The sequence below is a fragment of the Rhizobium sp. CNPSo 3670 genome (assembly GCF_057784555.1).
Genome location: NZ_JBXSOL010000031.1, coordinates 43,695 through 50,033, shown reverse-complemented (window position 1 = coordinate 50,033; position 6,339 = coordinate 43,695). Strand labels below are relative to the sequence as shown.

General features: G+C 60.4%; 7 protein-coding genes and 1 pseudogene. 6 read left to right on the top strand and 2 right to left on the bottom strand.

All coding sequences use genetic code 11. The features are described from left to right. Window positions 1-230, bottom strand: a pseudogene (locus AC13QO_RS25020) (invasion associated locus B family protein); the annotation flags it as partial. Between the two features lie 183 nt (window positions 231-413). On the opposite strand from AC13QO_RS25020, the gene coxB reads away from it, so the two are divergent. The 6 genes from coxB (at window position 414) to AC13QO_RS24990 (ending at window position 5,718) form a co-directional block, all read left to right on the top strand. Continuing rightward, a complete protein-coding gene (gene coxB, locus AC13QO_RS25015) occupies window positions 414-1,298 on the top strand; it encodes a cytochrome c oxidase subunit II (protein WP_183705249.1) in 885 nt (294 codons plus the stop codon). Between the two features lie 18 nt (window positions 1,299-1,316). Next, window positions 1,317-3,017: a cytochrome c oxidase subunit I gene (gene ctaD, locus AC13QO_RS25010; protein ID WP_488542178.1), complete on the top strand. Its 1,701-nt coding sequence runs from the start codon at window positions 1,317-1,319 to the stop codon at window positions 3,015-3,017. 66 nt (window positions 3,018-3,083) lie between these two features. Next, window positions 3,084-4,034, top strand: a complete 951-nt coding sequence (locus AC13QO_RS25005; protein WP_488542177.1) for a heme o synthase — start codon at window positions 3,084-3,086, stop codon at window positions 4,032-4,034. Then, the gene (locus tag AC13QO_RS25000; protein ID WP_488542176.1) at window positions 4,034-4,174 is read left to right on the top strand and encodes a hypothetical protein; all 141 of its coding nucleotides are present in this window, start codon (window positions 4,034-4,036) and stop codon (window positions 4,172-4,174) included. The genes AC13QO_RS25005 and AC13QO_RS25000 overlap by 1 nt, the downstream gene beginning before the upstream one ends. Continuing rightward, the gene (locus AC13QO_RS24995; RefSeq protein WP_488542175.1) at window positions 4,171-4,779 is read left to right on the top strand and encodes a cytochrome c oxidase assembly protein; all 609 of its coding nucleotides are present in this window, start codon (window positions 4,171-4,173) and stop codon (window positions 4,777-4,779) included. The genes AC13QO_RS25000 and AC13QO_RS24995 overlap by 4 nt, the downstream gene beginning before the upstream one ends. 60 nt (window positions 4,780-4,839) lie before the next feature. Beyond that, window positions 4,840-5,718, top strand: coding sequence for a cytochrome c oxidase subunit 3 (locus tag AC13QO_RS24990; protein WP_085777208.1), 879 nt, complete (start codon window positions 4,840-4,842; stop codon window positions 5,716-5,718). Window positions 5,719-5,828: 110 nt separating this feature from the next. Here the strand turns inward: AC13QO_RS24990 and AC13QO_RS24985 are convergent, their stop codons facing one another. Then, window positions 5,829-6,092, bottom strand: coding sequence for a hypothetical protein (locus AC13QO_RS24985; protein ID WP_085777209.1), 264 nt, complete (start codon window positions 6,090-6,092; stop codon window positions 5,829-5,831). Between the last annotated feature and the right edge of the window lie 247 nt (window positions 6,093-6,339).

The following is a 6,339-nucleotide window of genomic DNA, read 5'->3' as shown; positions in this document are numbered from 1 at the left end:
AAGACGGGCGTCGTCGCTGCGGCCGCGATGCTTGCAGTCACGAGAAGCGACCGCGCGAGGGAACGGAAACCCATGGAAACCTCTGGATATCGAATCATTGCGGCTATTGTTGAAGCTGCCCACCGGAAATGAAAAGCCCCACCCCGTGAAAACCGGGGGACTGCGGCAGAAATTGGACCTTTGTCATATAATGTACGGCGGGCGGATCGGCCGGAAAGGGCATTTTTCATATGCCGATGAAAAACTTGGGATGTTTTGCCGTTCGGCCTGCCTGTGCTTTAAGCAAAAATGCCGCATAGACAATTGCTCCTGCCTGTTGCGGCAAATGCCAAACTGTGGTTTGAAGCGCTGAAGATGGCAAGGATTCTGCGTTCGATTTAGCAGGTCAAGCGCTCGAGGGAGATAATAAGGTGATGAAGAAGGCTTACGCAGCCCTGACCACGCTGGTCTGTCTGCTTTTTGCTTCCGGCACATATGCCGACCAGCCGACGCCGTGGCAGGCGACGCTGCAGCCGGCGGCGACGCCGATCATGCGGGAAATTCATTGGTTCGAACAATATACCCTGTGGTTTATCGTTCCGATCACGCTCTTCGTCCTGATCCTGCTCATCGTCGTCTGCTTCAAGTTCCGCGCCAGCGCTAACCCGGTTCCGTCGCGCACGAGCCACAATACGCTGATCGAGGTCATCTGGACCGTGGGGCCGGTCCTGGTGCTGCTCTTCCTCGCCATTCCCTCCTTCAACCTTCTGACAGCCCAGCTGACGCTGCCCGAAAATCCTGACGTGACGATCAAGGCGACCGCCACCCAGTGGCAGTGGAACTATGAATATGAAGGTTCGGGCGACAGCCCGCTCGCCTTCGATTCCTACCTCTTGAAGGATCAGGATCGCGCGGCCGCCGGCAAGGAAGACAAGTCGGTCTATCCGAGACTGCTCGCCGTCGACAACGAGCTGGTGCTGCCGGTCAACAAGACGGTGCGCGTTCTCGTGACCGCGGCACCGACCGACGTCATCCACGCTTTCGCCATGCCGTCCTTCGGCATCAAGATCGACGCCGTGCCGGGCCGCCTGAACGAGACCTGGTTCAGGGCCGAGCGCGAAGGCCTGTTCTATGGCCAGTGTTCCGAGCTCTGCGGCAAGGACCATGCGTTCATGCCGATCGCCATCCGCGTCGTCTCCGAGGACAAGTACAAGCAGTGGCTGACCACGGCCGCCAGCGACCTGCCCGGCGCCTACAAGACACTCATGGCCGCAACCGATGGTCCCGCAAAGACCGTCGACGTTGCCGAAGCACAGTAATTAAAGGGGATCGGGACAATGGCTGGACCTTCCGCTCACGACGATCATTCTCATGCCCACCACGACCATGCGCATGATGATCACGATCACCATGATCACGGGCACAAGCCGAGCTTTATCAATCGCTGGCTGTTCTCGACCAACCACAAGGACATCGGTACGCTCTACCTGATCTTCGCGATCATCGCCGGCATCATCGGCGGCGCGCTGTCGGTGGCCATGCGCATGGAGCTGCAGGAGCCGGGCATCCAGATCTTCCACGGCCTGGCCTCGATGGTCTACGGCTATGAGGGCGATGCCGCGATTGACGGCGCCAAGCAGATGTTCAACATGTTCACGACGGCGCACGCGCTGATCATGATCTTCTTCATGGTCATGCCGGCGATGATCGGCGGTTTTGCGAACTGGATGGTGCCGATCATGATCGGCGCCCCCGACATGGCCTTCCCGCGCCTGAACAACATCTCCTTCTGGCTGATCGTTCCGGCCTTCGCGCTGCTCTTGCTGTCGATGTTCGTCGAGGGCCCGGCAGGCGCTTACGGCACCGGCGGCGGCTGGACGATGTATCCGCCGCTGGCAACGAGCGGCACGCCCGGACCGGCGGTCGACCTGGCGATCTTCGCGCTGCATATCGCCGGCGCCTCGTCGATCCTCGGCGCGATCAACTTCATCACAACGATCCTCAACATGCGCGCCCCGGGCATGACGCTGCACAAGATGCCGCTCTTCGCCTGGTCTGTGCTGATCACCGCCTTCCTGCTCTTGCTGTCGCTGCCGGTTCTGGCAGGCGGCATCACCATGCTGCTGACCGACCGCAATTTCGGCACCTCGTTCTTCTCACCGGAAGGCGGCGGCGACCCGATCCTCTACCAGCACCTGTTCTGGTTCTTCGGTCACCCCGAGGTCTACATCCTCATCCTGCCCGGCTTCGGCATGATCAGCCACATCATCTCGACCTTCTCGAAGAAGCCGATATTCGGTTATCTCGGCATGGCTTACGCCATGGTCGCGATCGGCGCCGTCGGCTTCGTCGTCTGGGCGCACCATATGTATACGGTCGGTCTGTCGCTCGATGCGCAGCGCTACTTCGTCTTCGCGACGATGGTCATCGCCGTTCCGACGGGCGTGAAGATCTTCTCCTGGATCGCGACGATGTGGGGCGGCTCGATCTCGTTCCGCACCCCGATGATCTGGGCGATCGGCTTCATCTTCCTGTTCACGGTCGGCGGCGTTACCGGCGTCCAGCTTGCCAATGCCGGTCTCGACCGTTCGCTGCATGACACCTATTACGTCGTGGCTCACTTCCACTACGTTCTCTCGCTCGGCGCCGTCTTCGCGATCTTTGCCGGCTGGTACTACTGGTTCCCGAAGATGACCGGCTACATGTACAACGAGTTCCTCGGCAAGCTGCATTTCTGGGTCATGTTCATCGGCGTCAACCTGGTGTTCTTCCCGCAGCACTTCCTCGGTCTCGCCGGCATGCCACGCCGCTACATCGATTATCCGGATGCTTTTGCCGGCTGGAACTATGTGTCCTCGATCGGCTCCTACATCTCGGCCTTCGGCGTCCTGATCTTCCTCTTCTCGGTCTTCGAAGCCTTCGCCAAGAAGCGCATCGCCGGCGAAAATCCGTGGGGCGAGGGTGCGACGACGCTGGAATGGCAGCTGCCTTCGCCGCCGCCCTATCACCAGTGGGAACAGCTGCCGCGCATCAAGTAAAGCGCGCGGAAAACCGGACGCCGCATTCGATACGGCGTCCGGCATAAGTAAATTCAGGACGGAATGATGACGGTTATCGACAATCACGAGGCGCTTGCAGAGGACGGCGAAATGTCGGAAGCGAGCGCGCGCGATTATTTCGAGCTCTTGAAGCCACGGGTCATGTCGCTCGTGGTCTTCACCGCCTTTGCCGGCCTGGTGCTGGCGCCGGGTCATATCAACCCCGTCCTCGGCCTGATCGCCATCCTTTGCATCGCCGTCGGCGCCGGCGCCTCGGGCGCGCTGAACATGTGGTACGACGCCGATATCGACGCCGTCATGAGCCGCACGGCCAAGCGCCCGATCCCGGCCGGCCGCGTCGCCCCGTCGGAAGCGCTCGCCTTCGGTCTGGTGCTGTCGGGCTTTTCGGTCGTCATTCTCGGCCTTGCCGTCAACTGGCTCTCGGCCGGCATTCTCGCCTTCACCATCTTCTTCTACGCCGTCATCTATACCATGTGGCTGAAGCGCTCGACGCCGCAGAACATCGTCATCGGCGGTGCCGCCGGCGCCTTTCCGCCGATGATCGGCTGGGCTTGCGTGACGAATTCGGTGACGATCGAGAGCACCGTTCTCTTCCTGATCATCTTCCTGTGGACGCCGGCGCATTTCTGGGCCCTTGCCCTCTTCAAGATGCGTGATTACGAGGCCGTCGGCGTGCCGATGCTGCCGAACGTCGCCGGCGAGCGGATGACCAAGCATCAGATCGTCGCCTATGCGGTGCTGACCGCCATCTGCGCGGTCCTGCCGTCCTTCCTCGGTTTCGCAAGCTTCGGCTACGGCCTCGTCGCTGCCGCCCTCGGCGCGATCTTCATCACCTGTTCCATCGCCGTCTGGCGCATGCCGGACGGCGATCTCAAGATGATCCCGGCAAAGAAGCTCTTCGCCTTCTCGATCTTCTATCTCTTTGCCGTCTTTTCCGCTTTGATGATCGACCGGCTGGCCGCCATGCTGGTCTCGCAAGCAGGAGCCTCGTTCTGATGGATCTCGTCAAGCTCACCGAAAAGCAGATGAAGTCGCGCCGTAACCGCAACATCGCCCTCGGGCTGGTGCTCGCCGGCCTGGTCGTCCTGTTCTATACGATCACGATCGTCAAGATTGGCGGGGGAATGGCCGGATGAGCGAAGGAGCCGCCGCACCAAGGAAGCAGGGCCGTAACAACGGCGCCGTCGTGTTGATGTGCCTGAGCTTCGTCTTCGGCATGGGCGCAATGAGCTATGCCGCCGTGCCGCTCTACCGCATCTTCTGCCAGGTGACCGGCTATAACGGCACGACCCAGCGCGTCGAGCAGATGTCGAGCGTTGTTCTCGACCGCAAGATGCGCGTCACCTTCGACGCCAATGTCGCCCCCGGCCTGCAATGGGATTTCAAGCCGGTCGAGCGCGAGGTCAATCCGAAGATTGGCGAAACCATCCAGGTCAATTTCGTCGCCGAGAACCGGTCGAACGAAACCCAGCGCGGCCAGGCGGTATTCAACGTCACGCCGGGCGAAGCGGGCGCCTATTTCAACAAGGTTCAATGCTTCTGCTTTACGGAAACGGACCTGAAGCCGGGCGAGAAGCTGGAAATGCCGGTCGTGTTCTATATCGACCCTGAAATCGTCAAGGCGGTGGAATCGAAGGATATCCACACGGTGACGCTGTCATATACGTTCTACCCGAAAGAGGGTCCGAAGCCTGTCGCTTCGAATGAGGGTGGAGCGGTAAAGATTGAAAAGAAACTTTGATCAAGGCTCGTTTCCGGCTATGCCGGGGGCGAAGTGAGGAAGACATCCGGGGATAGCCACATGGCCGATGCGCATCAGAAGAACCACGACTACCACATCATCGATCCGAGCCCGTGGCCGATTCTCGCCTCGCTCGGCGCCTTCATCATGGCGATCGGCGGCGTCTGCTACATGCGTTACCTGAACGGCGGTTCCTTCAAGGTCGCCGGCGCCGAACTCGCCAATCCCTGGCTCTTCTACATCGGCCTCGTGCTGGTTCTCTACGTCATGTATGGCTGGTGGGCCGATACGGTGAAGGAAGCCCATGAGGGCTCTCACACCCGCGTCGTCTCGCTGCACCTGCGTTACGGCATGATCATGTTCATCGCCTCGGAAGTGATGTTCTTCGTCGCCTGGTTCTGGGCCTATTTCGACGCTAGCCTGTTTCCGAACGAGGCGATCCAGGCCTCGCGCATGGCCTATACCGGCGGCGTCTGGCCGCCGAAGGGCATCGAAGTCCTCGATCCCTGGCACCTGCCGATCTACAACACCGTTATCCTGCTGCTCTCCGGCACGACGGTCACCTGGGCGCACCATGCGCTGCTGCACAATGATCGCAAGGGCCTCGTTCAGGGCCTGACGCTGACCGTGCTGCTCGGCATTCTGTTCTCCTGCGTGCAGGCTTACGAATATGCCCACGCTCCGTTCGACTTCAAGAATTCGATCTACGGCGCGACCTTCTTCATGGCGACCGGCTTCCACGGTTTCCACGTCCTCGTCGGCACGATCTTCCTGCTGGTCTGCCTGCTGCGCGCGCTGCGCGGCGACTTCACCCCGAAGCAGCATTTCGGCTTCGAGGCAGCCGCCTGGTACTGGCACTTCGTCGACGTCGTCTGGCTGTTCCTGTTCTTCTGCATCTACGTCTGGGGCGGCTGGGGCGCTCCGGTGGCAGCAGGCTGATCGGGAGCGATGTTCAAGCGAAAGGCGGGCCTCGGGTCCGCCTTTTCTGTTTTTGGCTCCACGCACCGTGATCGCAGGGCTTAATCCACGGCGCGGCCCCTGACGTCCCGCTACGATTGAGTGAGAATCACCAAGGTCTCCGGCAACACTCCGTCATAATCCATAGCATCCGCCGCTTGCTTGGACTTCATAAATTCCTCCAGGCGGCCCATGTCGGGAACGTCCATGACGAGGCCAACGCGATTGGACGCCTGTGGATCGACAAATGTACGAATGTTTGTGCAGCCGAGGGGCTCGAAGACCTCTTTGCGGCGCGGTGAAGTGAGCCAATGCTTGACGTCCTTGACGTCGTGGTAGGCCAATATGGTAGGCATAGCATCCTCCTCTCAAAGCCAAATGGAACACTACGCCGCGATTGATCACATTGATATTACCCGGATGGGCGGGGCGCATCGTCGTCGGCAAATGGCAGAGATGTCGATGGTCTCTTAGCTTTCGGCCCCAGCTTCGCGCCTGGAAGCGATAATAGTGGCATTTGCCGCCGAACTCGGCGTCGATGCTCGGGTCAAGTCGGTCAAACCTGAGCCTAATGGAGAGTGGGACGTGCGATTGGTAAGAGGC

Bases quoted from the DNA above. Each gene is read 5' to 3' on its own strand.
- coxB (WP_183705249.1), top strand. From the start codon at position 414: ATGAAGAAGGCTTACGCAGCCCTGACCACGCTGGTCTGTCTGCTTTTT.
- ctaD (WP_488542178.1), top strand. From the start codon at position 1,317: ATGGCTGGACCTTCCGCTCACGACGATCATTCTCATGCCCACCACGAC.
- AC13QO_RS25005 (WP_488542177.1), top strand. From the start codon at position 3,084: ATGACGGTTATCGACAATCACGAGGCGCTTGCAGAGGACGGCGAAATG.
- AC13QO_RS25000 (WP_488542176.1), top strand. From the start codon at position 4,034: ATGGATCTCGTCAAGCTCACCGAAAAGCAGATGAAGTCGCGCCGTAAC.
- AC13QO_RS24995 (WP_488542175.1), top strand. From the start codon at position 4,171: ATGAGCGAAGGAGCCGCCGCACCAAGGAAGCAGGGCCGTAACAACGGC.
- AC13QO_RS24990 (WP_085777208.1), top strand. From the start codon at position 4,840: ATGGCCGATGCGCATCAGAAGAACCACGACTACCACATCATCGATCCG.
- AC13QO_RS24985 (WP_085777209.1), bottom strand. From the start codon at position 6,092: ATGCCTACCATATTGGCCTACCACGACGTCAAGGACGTCAAGCATTGG.